The 26366-nt window shown below is 64.1% G+C and carries 14 protein-coding genes and 3 rRNA genes; 3 read left to right on the forward strand and 14 right to left on the reverse strand.

Going from position 1 to position 26366, the window contains the following annotated elements:
* Nucleotides 1-21: 21 nt before the first annotated feature.
* The 12 genes from recN to C7C57_RS11950 all read right to left on the reverse strand — a co-directional run bounded on the left by recN (nt 22) and on the right by C7C57_RS11950 (nt 20400).
* Nucleotides 22-1755, reverse strand: coding sequence for a DNA repair protein RecN (gene recN / locus C7C57_RS11895; RefSeq protein WP_187976589.1), 1734 nt, complete (start codon nt 1753-1755; stop codon nt 22-24).
* Nucleotides 1756-1792: 37 nt separating this feature from the next.
* Nucleotides 1793-2707, reverse strand: a complete 915-nt coding sequence (locus C7C57_RS11900) for an NAD kinase (protein WP_187976590.1) — start codon at nt 2705-2707, stop codon at nt 1793-1795.
* The gene (locus C7C57_RS11905; RefSeq protein WP_121688451.1) at nt 2704-3540 is read right to left on the reverse strand and encodes a TlyA family RNA methyltransferase; all 837 of its coding nucleotides are present in this window, start codon (nt 3538-3540) and stop codon (nt 2704-2706) included. Before C7C57_RS11905 ends, C7C57_RS11900 begins: the two co-directional genes overlap by 4 nt.
* Nucleotides 3537-3839, reverse strand: a complete 303-nt coding sequence (locus tag C7C57_RS11910) for a hypothetical protein (protein WP_187976591.1) — start codon at nt 3837-3839, stop codon at nt 3537-3539. Before C7C57_RS11910 ends, C7C57_RS11905 begins: the two co-directional genes overlap by 4 nt.
* Before the next feature lie 204 nt (nt 3840-4043).
* Nucleotides 4044-7259, reverse strand: a complete 3216-nt coding sequence (locus tag C7C57_RS11915; protein ID WP_187976592.1) for an HtaA domain-containing protein — start codon at nt 7257-7259, stop codon at nt 4044-4046.
* A gap of 196 nt (nt 7260-7455) precedes the next feature.
* Complete coding sequence (locus C7C57_RS11920; RefSeq protein WP_187976593.1) at nt 7456-10023, reverse strand: HtaA domain-containing protein; 2568 nt, start codon at nt 10021-10023, stop codon at nt 7456-7458.
* 170 nt (nt 10024-10193) lie between these two features.
* Nucleotides 10194-11243 carry an HAD-IIA family hydrolase gene (locus C7C57_RS11925; RefSeq protein WP_187976594.1) on the reverse strand — a complete coding sequence of 350 codons (1050 nt, stop codon included), beginning with the start codon at nt 11241-11243 and terminating at the stop codon, nt 10194-10196.
* 124 nt (nt 11244-11367) lie between these two features.
* Entirely contained in the window at nt 11368-13743 is a 2376-nt protein-coding gene (locus C7C57_RS11930; RefSeq protein ID WP_187976595.1) for a primosomal protein, read from the reverse strand.
* A 93-nt stretch (nt 13744-13836) separates the two neighbouring features.
* Nucleotides 13837-13953: ribosomal RNA gene (gene rrf / locus C7C57_RS11935) — 5S ribosomal RNA — on the reverse strand.
* Between the two features lie 169 nt (nt 13954-14122).
* Nucleotides 14123-17242 (reverse strand): 23S ribosomal RNA (locus C7C57_RS11940).
* Between the two features lie 443 nt (nt 17243-17685).
* Nucleotides 17686-19208, reverse strand: a 16S ribosomal RNA gene (locus C7C57_RS11945).
* Together the 16S, 23S and 5S rRNA genes form the textbook arrangement of a ribosomal RNA operon.
* A 550-nt stretch (nt 19209-19758) precedes the next feature.
* A complete protein-coding gene (locus C7C57_RS11950) occupies nt 19759-20400 on the reverse strand; it encodes a M15 family metallopeptidase (protein ID WP_223144748.1) in 642 nt (213 codons plus the stop codon).
* Between the two features lie 85 nt (nt 20401-20485).
* Here C7C57_RS11950 and C7C57_RS11955 point away from each other — a divergent pair, with 85 nt between their 5' ends.
* Complete coding sequence (locus C7C57_RS11955; protein WP_187976596.1) at nt 20486-21166, forward strand: response regulator transcription factor; 681 nt, start codon at nt 20486-20488, stop codon at nt 21164-21166.
* The gene (locus tag C7C57_RS11960; RefSeq protein WP_187976597.1) at nt 21163-22263 is read left to right on the forward strand and encodes a HAMP domain-containing sensor histidine kinase; all 1101 of its coding nucleotides are present in this window, start codon (nt 21163-21165) and stop codon (nt 22261-22263) included. The genes C7C57_RS11955 and C7C57_RS11960 overlap by 4 nt, the downstream gene beginning before the upstream one ends.
* Before the next feature lie 127 nt (nt 22264-22390).
* Here the strand turns inward: C7C57_RS11960 and mgtE are convergent, their stop codons facing one another.
* The gene (mgtE, locus tag C7C57_RS11965; RefSeq protein WP_187976598.1) at nt 22391-23734 is read right to left on the reverse strand and encodes a magnesium transporter; all 1344 of its coding nucleotides are present in this window, start codon (nt 23732-23734) and stop codon (nt 22391-22393) included.
* Between the two features lie 144 nt (nt 23735-23878).
* On the reverse strand, nt 23879-24901 hold the full coding sequence (locus tag C7C57_RS11970) for a LacI family DNA-binding transcriptional regulator (protein WP_187976599.1): 1023 nt from the start codon (nt 24899-24901) through the stop codon (nt 23879-23881).
* Between the two features lie 238 nt (nt 24902-25139).
* On the opposite strand from C7C57_RS11970, the gene C7C57_RS11975 reads away from it, so the two are divergent.
* Nucleotides 25140-26363, forward strand: coding sequence for an extracellular solute-binding protein (locus tag C7C57_RS11975; RefSeq protein WP_187976600.1), 1224 nt, complete (start codon nt 25140-25142; stop codon nt 26361-26363).
* Nucleotides 26364-26366: the final 3 nt, after the last annotated feature.

The following is a 26366-nucleotide window of genomic DNA, read 5'->3' on the forward strand; positions in this document are numbered from 1 at the left end:
CCCGGCGTGGGGCACAGGAACTCACGGAGCCGCGTTTTCCGAAGCCGCCAGGGCGAGTAGCTCCCCGGCGTGGGCCAGCGCGTTTTCCGAATCAGCCAGACCCGAGAGCAGCCGGGCCATCTCGGCCAGGCGCTCATCCTCGCGCAGCTGGCGCACACTCGAGGCGGTGACGCGGCCGTCGTCATCCTTGACCACCGCCAGGTGGTTTCCGGCGAAGGCGGCGACCTGGGCCAGGTGGGTCACGACGATGACCTGGGCACTGCGGGCGAGGGACGCCAGGCGTCGGCCGATCTCGATTGCCGCCGCCCCGCCGACCCCGGCGTCCACCTCGTCAAACACAAACGTGGGTAGCGGCTCATTGGTCGCGATAACAACCTCGAGGGCCAGCATGACCCGGGAGAGCTCACCGCCGGAGGCTCCCTTGGCCACCGGACGCGGCTCGGCACCGTTGTGCGGGGCCAGCAGGAAGGTGATCTGGTCGGCACCGTGGCTGCCGGGCTCGGGCAGGGGCTCCACGGCCACGGTCACCTTGGCCTGGGCCATGGCCAGCGCCGTCAGCTCGGTGGACACCGCGGCCGACATCCGGGTGGCGGCGGCCGTCCGCACGGCCGTCAGCTCGGCGGCGGTGGTCAGGACGGCCGCATGCTCGGTTTCGACCCGGGCACCCAGTTCGTCGATCCGCGACTCGTCGGAGTCGAGTTCCAGCAGGCGTTGGGAGCCCACCGCACGCAGTTCCAGCACGTCCTCGTAGCGCGGACCGTGCTTGCGTACCAGGTTGGAGAGCAGCGCGCGGCGCTCCTGAATCTGTTCGAGCTCGTGGGCACCGTCGGAGTCGAGGGTCGCCAGGTAGGTCGAGAGCTCGCCGGTCAGCTCGGCGACCTGATAGCCCAGCCCGGTGAGCTGTTCGACGATCGGGGCGAGGGTTGCGTCAAAGCCCACCGCGCGCTCCAGCTGACGCCGCGCGTGATCCAGCAGCGCCGACACATCGGCACCACCCTCGATCTCCTCCGCCGAGAGCGCCTCGCGGGCGCTGGCGGCGGCCAGGCGCAGGTCCTCGACGTTGGTGAGGCGTTCGGCGAGCGCGGTCAGCTCATCCTCCTCGCCAGGCTGAGGATCGGCGGCCTCGATCTCCTCCAGCGCGATCCGCAGGCGCTCGGCCTCGGCATGGCGCAGGTCGCGCTGCTCGATCAGCATCGCCAGGGTTTCGCGGGTGGTTTTCCAGGTTTCGAAGGCGGTGGTGTACGCGGTGAGCGCGCGGCGCAGCTTTTTGCCGGCGAAGCGGTCCAGCGCATCGCGCTGGGCGGAGGCGGTGCGCAGGCGCATCTGGTCGGACTGTCCGTGGAGAACCACGAGCTTTTCGCCCAGCTCGGCCAGCACGCCGATCGGGGCCGACCGTCCGCCCACCTGCGCGCGACTGCGCCCCTCGGCGGATACCGAGCGGCCCAGGGTCAGTTCAACCCGGTGCTCCCCCGCCTCGTTCACGCCGATCTCATCCAGCAGTCCGCCGGCATCGCGCACGCGCTCGGCCACACTTGTTGCCTCGTCGATGTTCCAGCGGCCGTCCACACTCGCCTGATGCGCGCCGCGGCGCACGGCGGCGGCATCCGCCCGGCCTCCCAGCAGGAGGCCCAGCGCGGTCACCACCATGGTTTTGCCCGCGCCGGTCTCCCCGGTGATCGCGGTAAATCCCGGACCGAGCGGCAGCGATGCCTGCGCGATCACGCCGAGATCCCGAATGTCAATGCTTTCGATCATGACGCTCCTCCGCGTGTGCGTGTTTCCCGAGTGTGGGTCACTTGCCGTCTCCGCGCCAGCCGGTCACCGGCAGGCGGAACTTCTGTACGAGTCGATCGGTGAAGGGACCCTGGTGCAGGCGTGCCAGCCGGATCGGGACACCCGAGCGACGCACGATCACGTGCGCGCCGCGGCCCAGCTCGAAGGTGCGACGTCCGTCACACCACAGCACGCCGGTCCCCGCATTGCGCTGAAGCAGGCGGATGCCGATCGAGGATTCGGGGGCCACCACGAGCGGCCGCGCGAACAGCGCGTGGGCGCTCAGCGGCACCAGCATGATCGCCTCCACGGTGGGCCAGATCACCGGGCCGCCGGCGGAGAATCCGTAGGCGGTGGAGCCGGTGGGGGTCGAGACCACAACGCCGTCGCATCCGAAGGAGGACAGCGGGCGGTCGTCCACCTCGAGCAGCACCTCAAGCATGCGCTCGCGGCTGGCCTTTTCCACGGTGGCCTCGTTGAGGGCCCAGGTCTCGTAGACGATCTCGCCGTCCTGTTCCACGGCCACGGCCAGGGTCAGGCGCTCCTCGACCACGTAGTCGCCGCTGATCGCCCGGTGTACGGCGTCGTCCAGGTCGTCGCGCTCGCTCTCGGCGAGGAATCCGACATGGCCCAGGTTGATGCCCAGCAGCGGGGCTGGATGCCGGCGCACCAGCTCGGAGGCGCGCAGGATCGTCCCGTCGCCTCCCAGCACGATCACGATTTCCAGATCGGCCGCGGTGATGTCCTCATCCAGCAGCAGGACCGGTCCGGTTTCGACGCCGGCCGCGCAGATGTCGTCCCGCTCGCTGCGTTCCAAGACCGGGGTGGCCCCGGCCAGACGCAGCTGGTTGATAACGTGCAGGGCAGCCTCGATGGAGTCGTCCCGTCCGGTGTGTGAAACAACAAGGATCGGGCGTAAATTGGCCGTGGTCATGCCGTGGACTTCCCCTCCGCGGCGAGCTTCTTCACCGTCTCTTCCCATTCTGACGGATTTCCGCTGGTCGCGGCAGGGTCGGCGTCGTGAATCTTCGCATCACGGAACCACACCAGGTATTCCAGGTTGCCCGCGCCGCCGGTGATCGGGCTGGGCAACAGGCCCGCGGTGGCCAGACCCAGATCCCAGGCGTGCCACAGCACGGTGGCAATCGCATGGGCGCGGAGGTCGGCCTTGCGTACGATCCCCTCCTTGATGCCCGACTTGCCTACCTCAAACTGCGGCTTGATCAGCAGCAGGAAGTCGGCCCCGGGCTCGGCCGCATCGCGCAGCGCTTGCAGCACAAGGGTCAGCGAGATGAAGGAGAGATCGCCAACCACGAGGCTCGGCAGGGAGTTGGTCACGCTCTTATGCTGCAGGTGCTGACCCTGCAGGTCACGCACGTTGAGGCCCTCAAAGACCCGCACGCCCTCATCGGCGCGCACGGAGGCGGCGAGCTGATCGTGGCCCACGTCCACCGCAAACACCTCGCGGGCGCCGCGCTCGCGCAGCACCTGGGTGAAGCCGCCGGTGGAGGCGCCGGCGTCCAGCGCGACGCGGCCGGTGGGATCCACCGGGAAGTTATCCAGCGCGCTCAGCAGTTTGTGGGCGGCACGGCTCACGTAGTGGGAGTCGCCGTCCACCGAGAGTTCCTGGTTTTCGGACACCTTGGTGGATGCCTTGAGGGTCGTGGCACCGTCCACCCGAACCCGGGCCTCGGCGATCAGCGCGGCCGCGGCCGAACGGGAGCGGGCGAGGCCACGCTCGGCTAGGGCGGCATCCAGGCGGATCATCGGTTCTCCTCGGAGGTCAGGGTGATGCGATCGGAGGCATCCAGGGTGTCGGACAGATCGCGGACGATCTCGGCGAGCGCCTCGGCACGTCGATCCAGTTCCAGCACCTCGGCGGCCCGAGCGCGCTCGGCGGTGGTGGCCTGCTCCGCTGAGGCTGCCTGCTCTGCGGAAGCTGTGGCCTGCGCGGAGGTTGCGTGCTCCGCGGAAGGCGCGGTGTACTCGTCGCCGCGGCCGGAACGCTCGCCGGGGCGCGGGCCGGGCAGGCCTACGCCGGGGCGGGGAACGGATGTATCACTCACGGTCCCAGCGTATCGTGCACCACCGTCACGGACGACGCCCCGCCCATACCCGCATCCAATTACGCGCATCGCTCCCGACATCACGGTCCCCGGGGCCCTCGCACACACCAAAGCCGCCGCGCCGCGGTGCCCGAGGGCATCACGACGCGGCGGCCGGGTTTTATGAGGCGGCGTCCGGGTTCTGCAACGCGGCGGCCCGAGGTGTTACTCAGCCGTGGCCGGGCGACGACGCTTGAGCACAAATCCCAGGCCCAGCAGCAGGAGAACCCCACCCACCAGCAGGGCTCCGGCCACATCGGAACCGGTCTGCGAGAGCTCGCCCGGTTCACCGGCAGCGGCGGGGGCCGCGGGGTCACCGGTCACGGTCAGCGGGATCTCACCGCGGGCGGTCTTGCCCTCGAGGATCAGCGTGTGCGCCCCGGCGGGAGTACCGGCGGGAATCGCCACGTCGGCTTCGAGACGCCCCTGGGCGTCCGCGTTGACCACGGCCAGACGCACGGGGGTCGAGTGCAGCCAGATTTCCACCGGCTCATCCGCGGCGAATCCGGCGGCGGACACGTGCACGGTCCCACCCACGGCCACGCTGGACTTCCCCACGGTCACCGGGACGGTGACCCGGGTGTCCGGGGTGCTCGGCGTCGAAGGCTGAGTGCTCGGCCCGGTGGAGGGCTCGGTCGAGGGCCCCGGGGTCGGGCTGGTCGGCGGCACGCTCGGCCCGGTCGAGGGACCCGTAGAAGGCCCGGTCGAGGGCCCGGTCGAAGGCCCAGTCGAGGGCCCGGTCGAAGGCCCAGTCGAAGGCTCCGTGGACGGCCCCGTCGAAGGCTCGGTCGACGGCTCCGGCGTCGGGCTGGTCGGCGGGGTACTCGGGTCGGTGGCCGGGGTCACCGTCACCTTGAGCGACAGCGGTGCCAGCGCGGTACCGGCCGGGTAGGTTCCACCGAACAGGTCGCGTCCGGTTTCGGCCAGCACGGTCGGTGCGGCGGTGATCGTGATCGAGCCATTGGCATCGGTCTTCAGCACCGAGCCGGACAGGTCCGCGGTTGCGATCAGGACCGGGGCACCCGCCGGGGTGTCCACGCCGCCCATCGACCGAGCCGAGTAGGTGGCGAAGATCGAGGCCGTGGTTCCGGAAATCTCGACCCGCGGATCGGTGAGCACGCTGCGCAGCTGCCAGGTGTCGCCCACCAGGTGACCGAGGTAGGTCACGGTCCCGGAGAACTCGATCGAGGTGGTCGGTGCCTTCGTGGTTTCGGTCAGCGGGAAGGTGACGATACCGGCGGCATCGGCCACGGCCCCTCCTGTCCCGGTGATCGATCCCTTGGCGATGTCGCCGAGGATGTACTTGCGGAATGCGTCGTGCACACCCCAGACCGCCGAACCGGTGATGCTTCCGGGCTTTCCGGGCGGGGTGCTGGGCTCGGTCGAGGGATCCGGGGTCGGGCTGGTCGGCGGGGTACTCGGGTCGGTCGAGGGATCCGGGGTGGATCCGTGTCCCTCTCCCCCGTCCACGGCGGGACCGTTGGCGGTGGAGGGGGTGCTAGTTGTGGTGAAGGTGCCCGAGAGCGGGTTGGGGACCTTGCGAGCGTTGCCCTCGGCCGAGGCCGAGGTGGTCATCCACCAGCCGCGCAGGCCCGGGGTCAGGTAGTCGATGAACGACTTGGGGAACGAGTTGGGCGAGGCCGCCTCACCCGGTGCCTGATACACACGACCCGCATAGTCCGGGGTTCCGGAAATCTTGGTGCTGCCATCGGACTGTGCCTCAAGTTTGAGCGCGGCGAAGGTGGCCACGGTCACGCGCTTGAATCCCGCCGACACGTTGGTCTTGGACTCGCCCCAGGCCACGTCGAAACTCAGCGCGGCCGAACCGTCGGCCTGGCGGATCAGGTAGGGGTTGGCGAAGGTCAGGAACACGTCGGGGGCGAGTCCCGGGTAGGGACGGTATTCGATCGCGTCGCTCCAGCCGATCTGGGCGGCACCGGTCTTTGGGTCGCTCCAACCGTGTCCGCCCGAGAAGGTGAACAGTCCGGCGCGGGTGACGGCAACCTCGCCGTACGGGTGGGTTTCCCACTCGTTGGCGTAGTCCGAGATGTCCCAGGTGAGGGCGTTGCCGCTGGTGTCCACGGCCCCGGCGGGTGCCGCGGCGAGCGCGGGTGCCTTCGGCCCGGTGAAGGCGGGGTTGGGCTCGGCGGGCTTGGTCGGGGCGGTGCCGTCCTGGCCGGGGGCCGGGGCCAGCGCGCTGACGGCCGGCAGCGCTCCGGCCACCGCGATCTTCGAGATCGCCGAGTTGGTCGCGCTGATCGGGTTGCCATCATACGGGTGGGAGACAAACACCGCGTTATTGGTGGGGTCTGCGGCCACGGCCCAGAGGTTGGCGCTGCCGGCACCGTAGTCGCGGACCACTCCGGCGGTCACAAAGTCCACGGCGATCTTCGAGGTCCAGGTGTCGGGGCTGATCACGCGTAGGGCCGCATCGGCGCTGGAGGTCACATAGACCTCGTGGCTGCGGGCGTCCACGGCGATGCCGCGGGTGGTGTCGCCGAGACCGATCGGGCTGCCCAGGATCAGGTTGGTGTCGGTGTCGACCACCACGAGCTTGCCATCCTGGTCATCGCTCATCCAGTCGGCGTCATAGGCGACGTAGAGGTGGTGCAGGACCGGATCGATACCGAGCGAGGTCAGGTAGCCGCCGATGGGTCCGCCGGGGAATTCGAAGGTGCCCACGCCGATCTGGATCGAGGAGAGCCAGGTGTTGGTTTTCAGGTCGATGGCGGTGATCACATCCGCGCTGCCCTTATCCCCGACCCAGAGCTTGCCCGCGGCGGGGTCGATCACGATGTTTGTGAGCGACGGAAACTTGGCGGTGCTCACCGAGATCGGGGCGCCCACGGTGCCGGAATCGATGCCCACCGGGACCACCTGGGTCGAGGTGGCCAGATACACGGTGCGGGTGGCCGGATAGAAGGCCATCGAACTCACGCTGGTGGGTGTCCCGGCAATGGTCTTTAGGATGCTTCCGCTTGCCAGATCTACCACGTCCAGGCTGCCCTGCATGCCGCTCTTATCGTCGGCCGCGGTGCGGGCACGCGGGACGAAGGCGGTGTTGGTAGCCGGATCGACCACGAGCTTGTCGATGCCGCTGCTGAACGGGATCGAGTTGTCCCCCACGGTGAAGGTCGGGGTGCTCACCCGGGTCAGCGCGCCGGTCTTGGATTTCGAATCGTCGGTGGGCACATAGAGGGCACCGTTGCGCTCATCCAGCGCGAACGATCGGGCCTGCTTGCCGGCGGCTACCGAGGACGAGTAGGTGTAGGAGCGGGTGTTGTCTCCGGCTGCCTGCGCGGGTGCGGCACCGATGAGCGGTGCCAACACGAGCGCGCCGATCAGCGGCGCAACACTCAGCGCTCGATGAAGAGTAATCACGAAGGACTCTTTCCGAGTGTGGTGTGGGGGAAGGAGCATCGCCCGACCACAGTCACTGTTGATCAGGCTAGCCTTACCTAGCTTAGGTTAGGGATGCCTTGTTAACCTATTTCTCGGAGAAAATCGCCTTCCAAAACCCGAAAAGCCGGGGCCCGTCACGCCGATCGCGTGCACGGGCCCCGACCAGAGAAAGGGGCTAGACCCCCTCCTCGCGGCGGCGCTTGAGCACAAAGCCCAGCCCCAGGAGCAGCAGCACGCTGCCGGCGATGAGCACCCCGGCGATATTGGCACCGGTCTGCGAGAGCTGGCCGGGACCGGCCGAGACGGGGGCGACATCACCGGTCGACAGCGCCGCCGAAACCGTGACCGGTACCTCGCCGCGGGCGGTTGTGCCCTCCAGCTTGAGGGTGTGGGCACCGGGCGGCGTGGTGGCGGGGATCGTCACGGTGGCCTCAACCAGGCCCCGCGCATCCGCAGTGACGGTAGCCAGACGCACCGGGGTCGAGTGCAGCCAGATTTCGACCGTCTCCCCCGCCGCGAATCCGGATGCCCGTAGGTGCACGCTGCCGCCGGCCACGGCCGCGGAACTGCCGATGGTTACGGGCACGACGGTGCGGTTATCCGGGGTGCCCGGATCGATCGAGGGGACGGCGGACGGGTCCGTGCTCGGCGCGGTCGAGGGCTCCGTCGTGGGTCCAGTCGAGGGCCCCGTCGTGGGTTCGGTGGACGGATCGGTAGAAGGCGCAGTCGACGGCCCAGTGGACGGCTCGGTCGACGGCCCGGTCGAGGGATCAGTCGAGGGCCCGGTGGACGGCTCCGGCGTCGGCGTCACCACCACCTCTCCCCCATCGACGGCGGGACCATTCGCCTCGGAAGGCTTAGCGGTCGCGGTAAAGGTACCGGCGATCGGGTTGGGCACCTTGCGCGCGTTACCCTCGGCGGAGGCCGAGGTGGTCATCCACCATCCGCGCAGCGCCGGGTCGAGGTAATCAATGAACGACTTGGGGAACGAGTTGGGCGAGGCCGCCTGTCCCGGCGCCTGGTACACGCGGCCCACATAGACGGGTGTGCCCGAGATCGCGGTGGATCCGTCCCCCTGAACGCTCAGGCTCAGATCGGTGAAGGTGGCCAGGGTGACCCGCTTATACCCCGCGGAAACGTTGGCCTTGGACTCCCCCCAGGCCACATCGAAGCTCAGCGCGCCGCTCCCGTCTGCGTTACGCACCAGGTACGGGTTGGCGAAGGTGAGGAACACATCGGGGGCGAGTCCCGGGTAGGGGCGATACTCGATCGCGTCGCCCCAGCCGATCTGCGCGGCACCGGTCTTCGGGTCGCTCCAGCCGGTCCCCGAAGAAAAGGTGAACGCGTTCTTGTCACTCACGCGCACCTCGCCGTACGGGTGGGTTTCCCAGGCGCTCGCATACGCGGAGATATCCCAGGTGAGGCTGTTCGCCGTGATTTCCACCGCACCGTCCGGCCCCTTGGCCAGAGCGGGTGCCTTCGGCCCGCTAAAAACCGGGTTGACCACCGGAGGGGTGCTCGGCTGAGTGTCGCCCTGTCCCGGGGCGGGGGCGAGAGTCGTCACGGCGGGAAGTGCGCCCGATACGGCCACCTTGGAGATCGCCGACTGGGTGCTGCTCAGCGGAGTCTTGGAGTACGGGTGTGAGACGAACACCGCGTTATTGGTCGGGTCGGTGGCCACGCCCCAGAGGTTTGCCGGTCCGGTACCGTAGCCCGACACGATCCCGGCCTGAACGAAGTCCACCGCGGTCTTGGCGGTCCAGGTGTCCGGGCTGATCACGGTCAGTGCGGAGTCCTCGCTGCTGGTCACATAGACCTCGTGGCTGCGGGTATCCACCGCCGCCGCCCGCGAGGTTTTGCCCACCTGGATCGGGGTGCCCAGGACCTGCCGGGTCTGCGTATTGGCCACCACGAGCTTGCCCAGGCCCGCGTTCCACACGCCCTTGCTATTGGGGTTGAGGACCGCATAGATCTGGTTCAGGGCCGGGTCGATGGCCAGGGCGGCGAGCGATCCACCCACCACGGTCCCGTCGAACGTGAACGTAGTCACCGGGATCGACTGATCCTTGAGCCAGGTGTTGGTGCGCAGATCGAAGGCCTCGATGGTCCCCTTGGTGCGGTTCCCCGCCCAGAGCCGATCGTGTGCCGGATCGATGACCGCGTTGGTGAAGTAGGTGTCGGCCACGGTGGAGATCTCCACCGGGGTGCCCACGGTTCCCGCGGCGGGATCGATCGGCACCACGTAGTCGTTCGACATCGCGTAGACCGTGTTGGTGCGCGGGTAGTAGACGATCGAGTCCGTGGTGGTGGGGACGCCGTGGATGGTCTTGGTCACCGTCCCGGTGGCGAGATCAATCACGTCCAGGGAACCGGTGAGGGCGAAGTCCCAGCCGCCGTTGAGATCATCACGCGCCACAAACGCGGTGTTGGTTGCCGGATCCACGGCCACGCGCGTGGCGGCGGATTCCAGCGGGATCGGCGTCTCGGCCGTAAACGCTGCCGAGCCCACCCGCGTCAGCGCACCGGGCTGACCATCGCCGTTATCGGTGGGGACATACAGGGCGCCGTTGCGCTCATCCAGGGCAAACTGGCGAGCCTGGTTACCGGCGGCGACCGAGGAAACATACGAGTAGGAGCGGGTGTTGTCCGGGGCCGCGTGGGCGGGACCGGCTCCGAGCAACGAGGCCAGCGCGAGCGCGCCAATCAGCGGGGCGACACCAAGCGCTCGATGAAGAGTTTTCACGAAGGACTCTTTCCGAGTTGAGTGTGGGGGAATGCAAACCGGCCCCGACAGACGGAACACGAGTTAGCATCCCCTATCTTAGGTTAGGGCAACCTTATTAACCTACTTTTGGGCAAAAAGAAACCCGTCGCCCTCGCGGGGAGACGGGTTTGCTCTTGTTGTGCCGAGAGTTAGCCTGCGGTCACATCATCCAGGTACAGGCGCTCGGGGACCTCGAAGCCCCACACCGCACGCTCCGACTTCCAGATGACAGCGGCGGCGGCACGCAGGCGGTTGAGCGCGCTGGTACCCTCCTTGACGATCACGATGTCGTTGCCACGGATCGAGATGACCGCGTCCTCGACGGTGGCGGTCAGACCGTCCTTGCTGAACTCGGTTTCCGGATAGGGCTCGTGCAGTTCGCGCAGGTCGCCCAGAATGTAGGTCGGCTGCGAGTCGCGCGGTGCCGCCAGGACGTGCTTGGGACGGTCGATTCCGGTGAGCACCAGAACCGAGTCGATTCCCGCACGGTTGGCACCGAGGATGTCGGTGTCCAGGCGGTCGCCGATCATGATCGGGTTGGTCACGCCGAAGCGGTTCTTCGCCTCGATGAAGATCGGCACCTCGGGCTTGCCGGCGACGGTGGCCAAGCGACCCACCGCGGTGTGCACGGCCGAAACCAGGGTTCCGTTACCCGGGGCGATGCCGCGGGCCTGGGGAATGGTCCAGTCGGTGTTGGTGGCGATCCACGGCAGCTCGTCCTCGCCCTCGCGCGGGGCGAGGGTGAACGCGGCCTCGGCCAGGTGCGTCCAGGCCACGTCCGGGGCAAAACCCTGCACCACGGCGACCGGGTTGTCCGCCGCGGTTCGGGTGACCACGTAACCGGCCTTGGTGAGTTCATCCACCAGGCCATCGCCGCCCACCACGAGGATCGTGGATCCCGGCTCGACCAGCGTGCCCAGCAGGGTCATCGCCGCCTGCGGGCTGGTGACCACGTCCGAGGGCTGGACACTCAGGCCCAGCTCGGTGAGGTGTGCCGCGACGGTGGCGTCGGTCCGAGAGGCGTTGTTGGTGATGTAACCCACCCGCACCGATTGCGCCGCGCGGTTGAGCGACTCAACCGCGTGCGGGATCGGACCGGGACCGGCGTACACAACGCCGTCCAGGTCCGCGAAGACCGCGTCACGGCCGGTCAGCGGGGTTGTCAACGGCTGCTTACGACGCAGAAACGGTACGACCATCGGTGTTCTCCTCCTCGATTTCGACGGCACGGGCGGACCACCGGTCCGCTGCCGCCGAGGTGCTGGCACCCTCCGAGAGTACCCCCTCGGAGGGTGCCCCATCACCCGTGTGTGAGCTATCGGCCTATTCCGCAGCGGGGTGCGCGGCGTCGCCCTGCTCAGCAGTGGTCTTCGCCGTATCGGCCTGGTCGGCACCGGAGGTCGCGCTGTCAGTCTGCTCAGCAGCAGCGTCCGCGCTGTCAGCCTGCTCCGAAGCGGCGTTTGCACCATCGGTCTGCTCCGCCGACTCGGCGGCCTCGATGGCGGCTTCGGCCTCGGTCACTACCGCTTCCTCGGCGGCAACCTCTGCCTCAACCTCGGATTCGACCGCGACGGCGGCTTCGGCAACGGTGTTTGCTTCGGCGGCAGCTTCCGCGTCTGCCTGTGCTTCCGCAGCCACCTCGGTGATGACGTCGGCTTCGGCAACAACCGCTTCCTCGGCGGCGACCTCTGCTTCAACCTCGGCTTCCACTACGGCAGCGGCGTCGGCGACAGTGTTGGCCTCGGCAGCACCTTCGGCTTCAGTTTCGGCATCCGCCTGAGCGTCCGTGCTGGATGTTTCGGAATCCTCGGAGTCGAGCTGCTCCTCGTCCTCGTCCGCGTGCAGGTCGGTCGCGAAGTCCTCGTAGATCGTGGTGATGTCGATGGTCTCGGCACCACTGAGGTTGTAACGTTCGTCGATTGCCTCGGTGGCGATCCGCGCGCGCTTACGCCAGGTGGCGGCTTCCTTGTCTCGGTCGAGGTCGCCCAGGACCTCGGCGTAGGCAGAGAACAGATCCGGGCTCCAGTCGAACGCGCGGTTCGGGTCGAGCTCGGGAATCTGCAGCTCGGCCAGGGCCAGCTCGGGCTTGTTCTGGTCAAGGCGTGCGCCGGACATCGCGATGGCCAGGGCCACACGCGCCTCGGGGGTCAGGGTCGACGGATCAACGGTCCGACCCTCCTCAAGGGCGCGGTCGGGACGCTCGAGGGCGCGCTCGCAGTCGACCATCAGTGCGATGTTCTCGTTGGATCCGGTGATGCGACGGAAGGTCCGCAGCTCGCGCAGGGCCAGCTGGTAGTCACCGACGCTGTAGGCGGTCACGGCGAGGGTCTCACGGACCACGCCGATACGGCCGGCGCGACGCGCGGCGGAGGTGGCGTGCTGGTGAGCCAGCTCGGCGTTGTGCTCCAGCAGACCGGCGGCCATGATCAGGTGGCGTGCCACCCACTCCGCGTTCTCCTTGGTCAGGGTCTTCAGCTCGTTGCGCGAGTGACGGTCCAGCTGGTCCTCGGTGATGCCCTCGGGAATCTCCGGGTCCTCATGCCGGGTACGAACCGACTTGAGTTCCTTGGCCAGACGCTGCTGCTCGGTCAGTTCCTCCTCGTAGCGGTTCGCATCGCGGTCACCGCGCGCCGGCGCCCCGTCACGCGTCCACAGCCGGTTCTCGCCGCCACCGTTACGTCCCGCTCCCCCACGCTGGGGACGGTCACCAAAGGAGCGCTGGGGACGGTCACCGTAAGAACGGTTACCATCACGCTGCGGACGGTCACCCTGGGGACGATCCCCGAAGGAACGGTTGCCATCACGCTGCGAACGATCGCCATAGGAGCGCTGGGGACGGTCACCGTAGGAACGGTTACCGTCACGCTGGGGACGGTCGCCCTGGGGACGATCACCGTACGAGCGGTTACCATCACGCTGCGGACGATCACCGAAGGAGCGCTGGGGACGGTCACCCTGGGGACGATCACCGTACGAGCGGTTCCCATCACGCTGCGGACGATCACCCTGCGGACGATCGCCAAAGGAGCGCTGCGGGCGGTCGCCGTACGAGCGGTTGCCATCGCGCTGCGGACGATCACCCTGCGGACGATCGCCGAAGGAGCGCTGGGGACGGTCGCCATAGGAACGGTTTCCATCACGCTGCGGACGGTCGCCCTGCGGACGATCGCCAAAGGAGCGCTGGGGACGGTCACCGTAGGAGCGGTTACCATCACGCTGGGGACGGTCACCGTAGGAACGGTTACCATCACGCTGAGGACGATCACCCTGGGGACGATCGCCAAAGGAGCGCTGGGGACGGTCACCGTAGGAGCGGTTACCATCATGCTGGGGACGGTCACCGTAGGAACGGTTACCATCACGCTGCGGACGGTCGCCCTGGGGACGATCACCAAAGGAGCGCTGAGGACGATCACCCTGGGGACGATCGCCATAGGAACGCTGGGGACGGTCACCATAAGAGCGGTTGCCATCACGCTGAGGACGGTCGCCGGAAAGGCGCTGTCCGTCGCGCTCAGGGCGGGCGTCGCGGTTTGCACCGCTACCAGCACCACCTTCGCGCTGAGCCTTGAATCTTGCGGCACGGTCCGCCGAACGGGCGGCGTCCTTATCTGCGCGAGCGCGCGGACGGCGGTCGGAAGACGAGTCGCCGGAGCCACCCTCGGGGCGTGTGTAATTATCCGGACCTGATTCAGACATCTATCTTCCTTCGCTATTTTGTTCGCGCGTTTCTAATCCATGTTAAAGCAAAAGGGCCGCCTCAGAGAGGCGGCCCTTGCTTTCTAAAAAGAAGTCCGGCGGTGACTTACTCTCCCACAGGGTCCCCCCTGCAGTACCATCAGCGCAAAGAGCCTTAGCTTCCGGGTTCGGAATGTAACCGGGCGTTTCCCTCTTGCTATAACCACCGAAACACTATTGACATATCTCCAACAACACGGCCATCACACACCACCCAAACATGTTAGGCAGCCTGTGACAGCTATATTGTTCTCGACTCATACATCAAGAACCACAAAGTGGACGCGAAACATACTCTGGACCACACACACCAACCTTTAAAAACAGTGTGCATGTAATGATTATCAAATTATCGGCCTATTAGTACCGGTCAGCTCCACGAGTCTTTAGTCCTCGCTTCCACATCCGGCCTATCAACCCAGTAGTCTACTGGGAGCCTCTCCCTAAAAGGATGGAAATCTCATCTCGAGGCCGGCTTCCCGCTTAGATGCTTTCAGCGGTTATCCATCCCGAACGTAGCCAATCAGCAATGCTCCTGGCGGAACAACTGACACACCAGAGGTTCGTCCAACCCGGTCCTCTCGTACTAGGGTCAGATCCTCTCAAATTTCCTACGCGCGCAGCGGATAGGGACCGAACTGTCTCACGACGTTCTAAACCCAGCTCGCGTACCGCTTTAATGGGCGAACAGCCCAACCCTTGGGACCTACTCCAGCCCCAGGATGCGACGAGCCGACATCGAGGTGCCAAACCATGCCGTCGATATGGACTCTTGGGCAAGATCAGCCTGTTATCCCCGAGGTACCTTTTATCCGTTGAGCGACAGCGCTTCCACAAGCCACTGCCGGATCACTAGTCCCGACTTTCGTCCCTGCTCGACCTGTCAGTCTCACAGTCAAGCTCCCTTGTGCACTTACACTCGCCATCTGATTGCCAACCAGATTGAGGGAACCTTTGGGCGCCTCCGTTACTTTTTAGGAGGCAACCGCCCCAGTTAAACTACCCACCAGGCACTGTCCCTGAACCGGATCACGGTCCGAAGTTAGATATCCAATATGACCAGAGTGGTATTTCACCAGCGACTCCACAAACACTAGCGTGTCCGCTTCAACGTCTCCCACCTATCCTACACAAGCCACACCGAACACCAATACCAAGCTGTAGTAAAGGTCACGGGGTCTTTCCGTCCTGCTGCGCGTAACGAGCATCTTTACTCGTAATGCAATTTCGCCGAGTTCACGGTTGAGACAGCTGGGAAGTCGTTACGCCATTCGTGCAGGTCGGAACTTACCCGACAAGGAATTTCGCTACCTTAGGATGGTTATAGTTACCACCGCCGTTTACTGGGGCTTAAATTCTCAGCTTCGCCTTGCGGCTAACCGTTCCTCTTAACCTTCCAGCACCGGGCAGGCGTCAGTCCGTATACATCGACTTGCGTCTTAGCACGGACCTGTGTTTTTAGTAAACAGTCGCTTCCCACTGGTCTCTGCGGCCCAAACACGCTACCCACTGCAAGAGTGTTCACGCGCCAGGCCCCCCTTATCCCGAAGTTACGGGGGCATTTTGCCGAGTTCCTTAACCGTGATTATCTCGATCTCCTTAGTATTCTCTACCTGACCACCTGAGTTGGTTTGGGGTACGGGCAGCTAGAACCTCGCGTCGATGCTTTTCTTGGCAGCAGAGGATCATCGGATCATACCCTTACGGGTTCCCCATCAAGTCTCAGCCTTATATGAGAGACGGATTTGCCTATCTCTCGGCCTACACTCTTGGCCTAGGACAACCATCGCCTAGGACCGACTACCTTCCTGCGTCACACCTGTTAATACGCTAACCGCACCAGATCGGGTCACGTGCGTCCCCGCCTCGTCTCACCCCGAAGGGATCAATCAAAACGGCTTCGAAACGTTTAGCAGTACTGGATTAGCTTGGGCGGTTCTTCGCCGGTACGGGAATATCAACCCGTTGTCCATCGACTACGCCTGTCGGCCTCGCCTTAGGTCCCGACTTACCCAGGGCGGATTAGCCTGGCCCTGGAAACCTTGGTCTTCCGGAGGACGGGTTTCTCACCCGTCTTTCGCTACTCATGCCTGCATTCTCACTCGTGTAGCCTCCACGGCTGGTTTACACCGCCGCTTCACTGGCCACACGACGCTCTCCTACCCATCAATACGGCTGGACCACGAAGGCCTACCATAATATTAATGCCACAACTTCGGTGGCGTGCTTGAGCCCCGTTACATTGTCGGCGCGGAATCACTTGACCAGTGAGCTATTACGCACTCTTTCAAGGGTGGCTGCTTCTAAGCCAACCTCCTGGTTGTCTCTGCAACTCCACATCCTTTCCCACTTAGCACGCGCTTAGGGACCTTAGATGGTGGTCTGGGTTGTTTCCCTCTCGACAATGAAGCTTATCCCCCACTGTCTCACTGCTGCGCTCTCACTTACCGGCATTCGGAGTTTGGCTGACGTCAGTAACCTGGTGAGGCCCATCGGCCATCCAGTAGCTCTACCTCCGGCAAGAAACACGCAACGCTGCACCTAAATGCATTTCGGAGAGAACCAGCTATCACGAAGTTTGATTGGCCTTTCACCCCTATCCACAGCTCATCCCCTCAGTTTTCAACCTAAGTGGGTTCGGTCCTCCACGTGCTCTTACACACGCTTCAACCTGGCCATGGATAGATCACTTCGCTTCGGGTCTAGGACATGCGACTGAATCGCCCTATTCAGACTCGCTTTCGCTACGGCTTCCCCACACGGGTTAACCTCGCCACATATCACTAACTCGCAGGCTCATTCTTCAAAAGGCACGCCGTCACACCAACAAGGGCGCTCCGACGGTTTGTAAGCAAACGGTTTCAGGTACTATTTCACTCCCCTCCCGGGGTACTTTTCACCTTTCCCTCACGGTACTTGTCCGCTATCGGTCATCTGGGAGTATTTAGGCTTATCAGGTGGTCCTGACAGATTCACACGGGATTTCTCGGGCCCCGTGCTACTTGGGATACTCTCCACACGATTACAGCATTTCGACTACGGGGCTGGCACCCACTCTGGCTGGCCTTTCAAGACCATTCGTCTATACCGCTCTCTAATGTTCAGTGATCGGCAGATCACTACGGAAAGTCCCGCAACCCCGAACATGCAACGCCTGCCGGCTATCACACATGCCCGGTTTAGCCTCTTCCGCGTTCGCTCGCCACTACTAACGGAATCACTGTTGTTTTCTCTTCCTGTGGGTACTGAGATGTTTCACTTCCCCACGTTCCCTCTACCCGCCCTATATATTCAGGCGGGAGTCACCACGTAACCTTGCAGCCCGTGGCGGGGTTTCCCCATTCGGACATCCTCGGATCACAGCTCGTTTATCAGCTCCCCGAGGCTTATCGCAGATTACTACGTCCTTCTTCGGCTCCAGATGCCAAGGCATCCACCGTTTGCTCTTAAAAATTTGAAATCACATGAGTATAAAAATCGATCAAAAAACTAATAAAAGTAAACTTTTTCAGAAATTGACCAATGATCTATAAAGATCATCTTTATCATGAACCACATCCCCGAAGAGATGTAATTCTTAAGATGCTCGCGTCCACTGTGTAGTTCTCAACGTACGGTCGATACCAAAACATGTAAAACCATCAAACACTAAGTTCGACTCCTGCCTCACAAGCTTTGGTCCGAAGGTATCAACAAGACGTTACCGCCTTGAGTGATCCCTCAGGACCCAACAACGTGCACCCGACCTTCCACATAATGCTCTGTTCCAACTTCCAAAGAAGCGTACTAACAACACCATGCTTTCAGCACGGAAATATCAAATGTTCCACCCATGAGCTACCAGCTGAGACGTTTGCTCAGAACTGGCGCCTGGACAACCAATGGTTGCCAGATGCTCCTTAGAAAGGAGGTGATCCAGCCGCACCTTCCGGTACGGCTACCTTGTTACGACTTAGTCCTAATTACCAATCCCACCTTAGACGGCTCCCTCCCACAAGGGGTTAGGCCACCGGCGTCGGGTGTTACCGACTTTCATGACTTGACGGGCGGTGTGTACAAGGCCCGGGAACGTATTCACCGCAGCGTTGCTGATCTGCGATTACTAGCGACTCCGACTTCATGAGGTCGAGTTGCAGACCTCAATCCGAACTGGGACCAGCTTTTTGGGATTCGCTCCACCTTGCGGTATCGCAGCCCATTGTACTGGCCATTGTAGCATGCGTGAAGCCCAAGACATAAGGGGCATGATGATTTGACGTCATCCCCACCTTCCTCCGAGTTGACCCCGGCAGTATCCCATGAGTTCCCACCATTACGTGCTGGCAACATAGAACGAGGGTTGCGCTCGTTGCGGGACTTAACCCAACATCTCACGACACGAGCTGACGACAACCATGCACCACCTGTATACCGACCTTACGGGGCGACCATCTCTGGACGTTTCCGGTATATGTCAAGCCTTGGTAAGGTTCTTCGCGTTGCATCGAATTAATCCGCATGCTCCGCCGCTTGTGCGGGCCCCCGTCAATTCCTTTGAGTTTTAGCCTTGCGGCCGTACTCCCCAGGCGGGGAACTTAATGCGTTAGCTGCGACACAGAATCCGTGGAATGGACCCTACATCTAGTTCCCAACGTTTACGGGGTGGACTACCAGGGTATCTAAGCCTGTTTGCTCCCCACCCTTTCGCTCCTCAGCGTCAGTTACGGCCCAGAGATCTGCCTTCGCCATCGGTGTTCCTCCTGATATCTGCGCATTCCACCGCTACACCAGGAATTCCAATCTCCCCTACCGCACTCTAGTCTGCCCGTACCCACTGCAGGCCCGAGGTTGAGCCTCGGGATTTCACAGCAGACGCGACAAACCGCCTACGAGCTCTTTACGCCCAATAATTCCGGACAACGCTTGCACCCTACGTATTACCGCGGCTGCTGGCACGTAGTTAGCCGGTGCTTTTTCTGCAGGTACCGTCACTTTCGCTTCTTCCCTACTAAAAGAGGTTTACAACCCGAAGGCCGTCATCCCTCACGCGGCGTTGCTGCATCAGGCTTGCGCCCATTGTGCAATATTCCCCACTGCTGCCTCCCGTAGGAGTCTGGGCCGTGTCTCAGTCCCAGTGTGGCCGGTCACCCTCTCAGGCCGGCTACCCGTCGTCGCCTTGGTGAGCCATTACCTCACCAACAAGCTGATAGGCCGCGAGTCCATCCCCCACCGAAATTCTTTCCAACCCCCACCATGCGGTGGAGATTCATATCCGGTATTAGACGCCGTTTCCAGCGCTTATCCCAGAGTGGAGGGCAGGTTACTCACGTGTTACTCACCCGTTCGCCACTAATCCACCAGAGCAAGCTCCAGCTTCATCGTTCGACTTGCATGTGTTAAGCACGCCGCCAGCGTTCGTCCTGAGCCAGGATCAAACTCTCCGTAAATGTTTATCTCCACGCCTCAAAAGAAACGGGACATTTGTTTGTGATGAACACCCGGAAAAAGAGTGAACACCACGAGTTTGAAACTGACAGAACAAATCATTACTGACTTGCTTTGTTTTGTTTAAAATGTTTCCAAAGGAATCTCCACATCACTAAAAGTGATGCCGAGGTTTTTGGCATTTGACATTGTGCACGCTGTTGAGTTCTCAAGGATCACACACTCCCCACATCCGCCACACAAAAAACATGGCTTCTAACTAGGGGTGACCACATCACCACACCACTTCACAAACTCGCTTCCACAACCGATAAAGAACCAGATTGTGAGTGGGGCATCCGTGAAGCGGATGAGTTTCAATCCTGCCACACAACCAAGCACAGAACAAGTCCGGCGTGTTGAAGTATGGGGATGATCCCGCTTGAGGCCGGCCGCTCTAGCGAGCCGCACCTTTGGGGTGATGAGTATTACTTTACGCAGGTTCCAGGGTTCGGGCAAATCCGGGCCGAATAGTGGCGTGTCGCGCTTGCATTCGCCGCCGGGGACCTCCGGTTAGGAGGCGTCGGTGCGCAGCGCGGGGCAGGGGCCACCGGGGGTCGTGGCCAGCTCGAAATGCCAGGGCTCATTCGCGTAGATCCGGCAGAGTCCATACCGATTCCCGTGCCGTTCCACCCAGGCGGCGGCATCCGTGGGGCCGATGTCCACGGCCTCGCCGCTGACGTGTCGAGAAGACTCCGGGGTTGAGACAAACCTGCGGGCTGCGCTTTCGCTGCCGTAGTCCTTGATCGCCTGCGTGAGCATCCACTCCTGCAACGCCTCCGAACGCCAGCCGCTATTCACCCCGAGCTCGATCCCCGCCCGTCGCGCATCCCGTGCCGCCGAGCGCACGGCCTTCAGAAGTCCGGGATCCAGGTTGGTCAGCGCCGGAAGATCCGCACGCTCGGGACTCAGGGACTCCCCCAGCCGGATATAGCCGTTGGCTCCGTCCAAGGCAAAGGGAGGCTGGGTGAATCTGGGTTCAATGATCCGCGCCGCGGCCCCTCCTCCCGGATGGGTGGTCGCCCCGGGAAACGAGCCCAACACCGCGATGAAATAGGCGGCCAGCACCGCGGGTACCAGCAGCACAAGGGTGCCAACCAGGAACAGGCGGCGGCGCCGGACGAGCCGAGAAGAAGAAGCGTGGTGAATCATCATGCGTCGATTCCATCCGGGTGCGCGTTGCCACGTCGTATCCGGTTTTTCATATGTTTTCGATACGCCGACTTCCTAGACTGTGTGCATGCGTGTGCTGATAGTTGAGGACGAGCCGTTTCTGGCCGAGGCGATCCAGGATGGGTTGCGCCTGGAGGCCATCGCCGCCGATATCGCCCTGGATGGGTTCGCGGCGCAGGAACTGCTGGCTCTCAACGGCTACGACGTGGTGCTCCTGGATCGGGATATTCCCGGCCCCTCGGGCGACGATATTGCCCGGGAGATTCTCACCGATGGGCTGGGCACCCGCATCCTCATGGTCACCGCGGCCGATCGCCTGGACGACAAGGCAATCGGATTTGAACTCGGTGCCGACGACTACCTGACCAAGCCCTTCGCCCTGCGTGAGCTGATCATGCGGGTGCGGGCACTTGCCCGGCGCTCCCCCGAGGCCGCACCCCCGGTCCTGGAATCGGCCGGGCTCCGAGTGGACATGTTCCGACGCGAGGTCTATCGGGATCAGCGCTATGTGGCGCTCACCCGGAAGCAGTTCGCCGTGCTGGAGGAGCTGATGCGCGCGGACGGCGGCGTACTCAGCGCCGAAACCCTGCTCGAGCGCGCCTGGGATGAAAACGCCGATCCGTTCACCAACTCGGTGCGGATCACCATCTCCTCGCTGCGCAAACGGCTCGGCGAGCCGTGGTTAATTCACACCAGGCCGGGATCGGGGTACTACTTCGCCGCCCCCACACCCGGGGGCACGGCATGACGTCCCGGGCGCGCGGTCTCTCCGCGCGGGTCAAACTCACCCTCAGCTATACCGGTTTTCTCCTGGTTGCCGGGATCGCCCTGATGCTGTTTGCACAGTACGTGCTGCAGTTCGTGCCCACCAGCTCCCTGGTCCAGACCAATGCGCCCGATGGGAGCACCTTCGCCCCCAACCGCGGCGATCTTCTCCGGGTATTTTGGCCACGAGCTTTTGCGGTGCTGGGGTTTCTCACGGCGGTTGGACTGCTGGGCGGCTGGTTTCTGGCCGGAAGGATGCTGGCGCCGCTGACCCGAATCACCGCGGTCACCCGGGCAGCCGCCGAGGGGATCCTGGACCGAAGAATCGAGCTCCCCGGCCGCCGGGACGAGTTCCGCGAACTCGCCGACACCTTCGATTCGATGCTGGATCGGGTCGAGGGCATGCTCGCCGAGCAGCGACGTTTCGCGGCCAACGCGTCCCATGAGCTGCGCACTCCCCACGCGGTCATCCGGACGATACTCGAGGTCGCCGAGGCCGCCCCCGACCGGGTCGACGTCCCGAAACTGGTGTCCCGGCTCTCCCACACAAACGAGCGCGCGATCGCACTGACCGAGGCGCTTCTGTTGCTCGCCCGAGCCGAGGATGAACCGCCGGCCGCCGAGGAGATCGACCTCACCGCGACGGTGCTCGCGGCGATTGCCGAGCTCGCCCAGGCATCCGAACACGCCCAGATTCGGGTGGACACCGCGCTCCTACCCGCGCGGGTGTGGGGCAACCCGGCGCTGGTGCATGCGGTGGCCATCAACCTGATTCGAAACGCCCTGGTCCACAACACCGCCGAGGGTGGATGGGTGCGGATCGGCACCGAACCCCGGGGCGATCAGGGCGTATTGCGCGTGGAAAACAGCGGGCAGATTCTCACCCCGGAACTCGTCGCCACGCTGACCGAGCCGTTCCAGCGCGGAGCAGCGCGTCGCCACGATCCCGAGGGCGGCGTGGGATTGGGGCTGGCGATCGTCTCCGCGATCCTGCGCACACACGCGGGAACGCTGAGCCTCACGCCCCGGGCAGAGGGCGGCCTGGTCGTCGAGGCTCGACTGCCCACGTCCGCACCGTAACCGTTGGCGCCGTCGCTGTCGCTGTCGCTGACACCGGAACCGGCGAGACCGCACACCGCGGCGCGGAAACTGAAAATCGAGATCTACGAATCGAAATCCGCGAGCCTCCGATCGAAGCCGAGAGCGGTTAGATTCCCAGGATTACCTTGGCCAGGCTGAAGTAGATCAGCAGGCCGGTGGCGTCACAGAACGTGGTGATGAACGGGGTCGAGAACACCGCCGGGTCGACCCGAATGGCCTTGGCGATCAGCGGCATCGCGCCGCCCACGGTCGCGGCCATCGCGCAGACACACAGCAGGGTCGAGCCAATTACCAGGCCCGTGGGCACGTCATACACCAGCGAGGCCAGGGTGAAGCCGAGGATTCCGAGCAGGAGTCCCAGCGTGGTGCCCACCCGGAATTCGCGCAGCAACACACGCCCCACGTCCTTCGAGGTCACCTCCCCCATCGCCAGCGCGCGGGTGATCGTGGTGGCCGCCTGCGAGCCCGTGTTTCCGCCGGTTCCGGTGAGCAGCGGGATGAAGAGCGCCAACACCACCTTCTGCTCCAGCGTGGCCTCGAAGATGCCGAGGACCTGAACCGTCAGCAGCGCCGAGACCGCGAGCACCAGCAGCCACACCACACGGGCCCGGGCAATCTTGAACGCCGAGGTCGAGAGATAGGGCCGGCGCAGCGGCTCGGCACCACCGGCGCGGGCGATATCCTCATCCTCGGCGTCGCGCAGAATCTGGTGGGCATCGTCGATGGTGAGGATGCCCACCAGGCGCTTTTCGCTATCCACGATCGGCATGGCCAGCAAATTCGCCTCGCTACAGCGCCGGGCCACCTGCTCGGCGTCATCGCTCACGGTCGCCAACTCGGGGGTCTGCATCAGGTCGGACACGCGGGCGTCCTCGGGGGCCGCCAGAATCTCGCGGAGGCTGACCACCCCGACCAGCCGCTTTTCCCCATCGGTGACCGGAATCATGTAGATGGTTTCGGCCTCGGTGGCGCGGTGACGCACGGTTTCCAGCACCCGTCCGGCGGTGAACTCGGGATGTGCCCGCACATATTCCGGACTCATCCGACGACCCACCGAGCGGGCCGGATAGCCGAGCATCAGCGTGGTCAGCGCGCGCTCATGCGGGGTCAGATCCGACAGCAGGCGCTTGGCCAATAACGCGGGCACCTCATCCAGCAGGCCCACCCGGTCATCCGGGTCGAGACCGGCAAACAGCCCGGTGACATCCTCATCACGCAGGGCCCGGACAAGATCGGCCTGGTGCGCGGGCTCGAAGCGCTCAAAAACCTCCAGCGCGCGCTCCTTGCTCAGCAGCCGGAACAGGACCGCCGATCGCTTAAGGCTACAGCGCCACAGGGTCGAGGTGACCTCGCTAGTTGACATCCCCGCGAGTTTCGCGGCCGCCAGGGGAAGGTCCGCCTCGGCGAGCGCGCCCTCGCGTACCAGATCGATGTCGATGCCCTGACCCATGCGTTCTCCTCGATGACGTCATTCGGGCGTGGTACACGCGGCACCACCGTCCCAAATTTTCCCCGGCCGGGCCGCGATTTCCCGCTCGACCCGCCCCAAAGATAACAGGTTGGGGTGTCCGATGGGGGACGAGTGATCGAACGGCTAGGCGCGTGGCCGACCCGGTGCGATCGAGTTCACATCCACATAGAGACAGTCCACCAGCGCGGCGGCCGGTTCCAGGTTCGGGTTCTCCAGGCGCTGGATCAGATCCCGCACACCCCGGCGGCCCAGCTCCCGGCTGGGTGACTCGTAGACGGTGAGCTCGGGATCGGCGGCGCTCACGATATCCACCGAGGCCCCCACCACGAGCACCGAGACGGCCTCGGGCACGGGTCGCCCGTGTGCGGCGAGCGCGCTGACGATCCCCGGGGAGGCGTGCTCATTGATCAGGAGCAGCGCGGTGACATCGGGCATCTCGGCGAGAATTCGCGGGACCAGCGCCCGCCCGGCCGAGGAGCTTTCGGCGCAGGAAAAGATTCCCGGGGTGGCACCGATTGCGCGCATCCGTTCGAGATAGGTGTCGCGGGTGCGGGCGACCGGTCCGTAGTCGCTGGTGCCCGGATCCCCATCGTCATCAAAAACGATGCCGATACTGCGATGGCCCAGCGCCTCGAAGCGGGCGAGCGCATCGATCACCGCGCCCTCGAAATTCACGTCCACATAGCTGATGCCCGAGAGCTCCCGGGTGCGACCGATCAGCGTGAAGGGAACGCCGAGTTCGCGCAGACGCACCACGCGCTCATCGTCCAGGTGGACCTCCATCAGGATGACCCCGTCGATCAGGCCATTACTCACCACCCGGTCGATGTGTTCGGCCCCGTTATCGCCGGGCCAGAGGATCAGGTTGTACCCCAGCTCGGAGGCGGCCTCGGCGGCGGCGGTGAAGAACTTCAGGGCGGTCCCACTCAGGCTGTGATCCTCCATCGGAAACAGCAGCGCGATGATCCGGGTACGCTTACTCGCCAGCGCACGGGCGATCGCATTGGGACGATAGTCCAGGGTGTCCATCGCCTCGCGCACACGTTCCAGGGTGGCCGGGGCGACCGGCTTGGTGTTGTTGATCGCGAACGAAACCGTGGCGAGGGAAACACCCGCCAGTTTCGCGACGTCGCGCATGGTTGCCATGGGGTTCCTTTGCGAATTGGTGTGTGCAGTCTCTCACACCCCTCGACCGCGCCGAGACCGACGCGGCGCACAAATAACAAAACAGTGAACCGGTTAACTTTTTGGTTGACACGGGCTCGGAGTCGTGAGATTGTTGCGTCACCCACGAAATTACACCTCGACACGATCCCCGGACTGCTGCGGATCAAAGCGGTTTACCGAACGGGTCGAAGTCTCTCACCGGCAAAGGAGCCGCATCATGGAGAAAAAACATCGTCTGACCGTCTTAGCGAGCCTCGCCCTGGTTCCCCTCGCCCTGAGCGGATGCAGCGCGGGCGGATCCGGCGGCGGAGCATCCTCCGAGGCCGACACCCTCAGCGTGGTCGACTACTACGTCAACGACCCCGACCAGGGACTCGTGGTGGCGGCACTGGATAAGTGCGCGGCCGAACTCAAGGTGAAGCTCAACCGCACCGGCGTCCCGGGGAAGGATCTGATTCAAAAGGTCCTGCAAATGTCCTCCTCGAAGACGCTGCCCGACGTGCTGATGCTGGATAACCCCGACCTGCAGGAGATCGCGTCCTCGGGTGGGCTCACCCCGCTCAGCCAGTTCAACGTGGACACCTCGGGTTTTGCCCAGGGCATCCTCGACGCGGCCACCTATCAGGGTGAGGTCTACGGACTCGCCCCCACCGTGAACACCCTGGGCCTGTTTGTGAACAAGGCCATGCTGGATGAGGCAGGCCTGGCAATCCCCACCACCTGGGATGAACTCAAAACCACCGCCAAGGCACTCTCCTCGGGCGATCGCTACGGGCTGGCGTTCTCCTCGATCGCCACCTATGAGGGCAGCTGGCAGTTCCTCCCATTCCTCTGGACCAACGGGGGATCCGAGGACAAGCTGGACAGCCCGGAGGCCGCCGAGGCGCTCCAGCTGCAGGTCGATCTGGTGAACTCCGGGGCCGCGTCCAAGAGCGTGATCAACTGGAGCCAGGCCGATGTGAAGGACCAGTTCATGGCCGGCAAGGCCGCGATGATGATCAACGGACCCTGGCAGATCCCCGCACTCAACGCCGATCCGAGCCTGACCTGGACCAGCGTGCAGGTGCCGATCAACAGGGCCGGACAGACGCCGACGGCTCCGCTGGGCGGCGAGGTCTGGACCGTCCCGCAGACCGGCAACAAGGAAAAGCAGGCCAAGGCGGCCAAGTTTGTTGAGTGCATTACCGACGATGACAACCAGCTCTCGCTCGCCGAGTCCCGCTACACCGTCCCGACCAAGACCGCCCTCGCCGAAGAGTATGTGAAAAAGGTGCCCGATATGGCCGCCTTCACCGAGCAGGTCGCCAACGCCCGCTCGCGCACCGGGATCCTCGGGGAGGATTGGCCCAAGGCCGCAACGGTTATGTACACCGGTATCCAGCTCGCACTCACCGGCAAGGAGAGCGCCAGCGATGCGTTCTCGAAGGCGAAGGCGGGATAGTTC

The organism is Mycetocola sp. JXN-3, assembly GCF_014522285.1.
GTDB lineage: Bacteria > Actinomycetota > Actinomycetes > Actinomycetales > Microbacteriaceae > Mycetocola > Mycetocola saprophilus.

Coding starts and splice junctions, on each gene's coding strand:
- recN (WP_187976589.1), bottom strand. CDS start 1,755: ATGATCGAAAGCATTGACATTCGGGATCTCGGCGTGATCGCGCAGGCA.
- C7C57_RS11900 (WP_187976590.1), bottom strand. CDS start 2,707: ATGACCACGGCCAATTTACGCCCGATCCTTGTTGTTTCACACACCGGA.
- C7C57_RS11905 (WP_121688451.1), bottom strand. CDS start 3,540: ATGATCCGCCTGGATGCCGCCCTAGCCGAGCGTGGCCTCGCCCGCTCC.
- C7C57_RS11925 (WP_187976594.1), bottom strand. CDS start 11,243: ATGGTCGTACCGTTTCTGCGTCGTAAGCAGCCGTTGACAACCCCGCTG.
- C7C57_RS11930 (WP_187976595.1), bottom strand. CDS start 13,743: ATGTCTGAATCAGGTCCGGATAATTACACACGCCCCGAGGGTGGCTCC.
- C7C57_RS11950 (WP_223144748.1), bottom strand. CDS start 20,400: ATGATGATTCACCACGCTTCTTCTTCTCGGCTCGTCCGGCGCCGCCGC.
- C7C57_RS11955 (WP_187976596.1), top strand. CDS start 20,486: ATGCGTGTGCTGATAGTTGAGGACGAGCCGTTTCTGGCCGAGGCGATC.
- C7C57_RS11960 (WP_187976597.1), top strand. CDS start 21,163: ATGACGTCCCGGGCGCGCGGTCTCTCCGCGCGGGTCAAACTCACCCTC.
- mgtE (WP_187976598.1), bottom strand. CDS start 23,734: ATGGGTCAGGGCATCGACATCGATCTGGTACGCGAGGGCGCGCTCGCC.
- C7C57_RS11970 (WP_187976599.1), bottom strand. CDS start 24,901: ATGGCAACCATGCGCGACGTCGCGAAACTGGCGGGTGTTTCCCTCGCC.
- C7C57_RS11975 (WP_187976600.1), top strand. CDS start 25,140: ATGGAGAAAAAACATCGTCTGACCGTCTTAGCGAGCCTCGCCCTGGTT.